The sequence below is a fragment of the Rhodoplanes sp. SY1 genome (assembly GCF_046000175.1).
Classification (GTDB): domain Bacteria; phylum Pseudomonadota; class Alphaproteobacteria; order Rhizobiales; family Xanthobacteraceae; genus Rhodoplanes.
The window spans coordinates 1-894 of sequence record NZ_JBEOMB010000301.1; the positions used below are offsets into that span (position 1 = coordinate 1).

The 894-nt window shown below is 52.1% G+C and carries 1 protein-coding gene; it reads left to right on the top strand.

Going from position 1 to position 894, the window contains the following annotated elements:
- The first annotated feature begins 132 nt into the window (after nt 1–132).
- Nucleotides 133–795, top strand: a complete 663-nt coding sequence (locus tag ABTU92_RS29255; RefSeq protein ID WP_408095063.1) for a hypothetical protein — start codon at nt 133–135, stop codon at nt 793–795.
- Nucleotides 796–894 lie beyond the last annotated feature (99 nt).

An 894-nucleotide genomic window follows, 5' to 3' on the forward strand; every position in this document is an offset into this window, starting at 1 on the left:
CATTACAGGCGCTCTGGGCAGAGGCGGCACCCAGGCTCAAACCGCGAGCGTTCCTTGGGCTCCTCCTAGCCAAATCGGCTCTGCTTCGCAGCACGTTGACTCACGATCGGCCATTCAGAACGGCTCATCACCATGGAACTAATTACCATTGAGGCCACAAAGGTGGTCCACTTAATCCAACTGTATCGCCCTGCGGGACAACTGTTTCTGCCGGCAGCCGCCGCAAAGCTTATCCAACGATATTCATTTTCGAAACCGCCTTCGTCAATCGATGATCTCACAAAAGAAGCAGCCGTATTCGGCATCGGATTATTCAATGACATCGGCATCAATGAGCTTGCAATTTACCCCGATGGACTAATTGTCTCAAGCCGAGCAGATGCGGATAAACTCGTCCTCTTCGTGGAAGATCTAGTCAATTGGAGCAAAGCCGAATTCGGCTTCGTAGAACTCGACATTAAAAGCAGCAAAACTCTCTTCGAGAGCCAAATCGTGGTCCGAGCAGGGTTCGATCTTATTTCCGCCCTGGCCCCAATAACGACGGCAGGACAAATGATGAACAAGCGTCTCTCGGCGTACCCTTACATGGGCGAAATTAGCCCTGCCGCCTTTGTTCTCGATTCCGACTCCACATTTTCTCCTACGCTGCGTCCATCGAAGTTCACCCTCGAACGAAGAATAGGGCTCCCATACGGAGACAACATCTACTACTCAACCGCTCCCTTTAGGACGAAAGATCACTTGGCTTACCTAGAAGACCTTGAAACGCTTTTCCGCCAAAATAAAAAGAGATAGGCTCACTCCGGGCTTCCCGGAGTGACCTGCTCCGTCTCACACCTCGTCGATACTGTCCACCCAGCTGAAGCCCGCTTTCAGCAGCGGCTCGCGCATCTT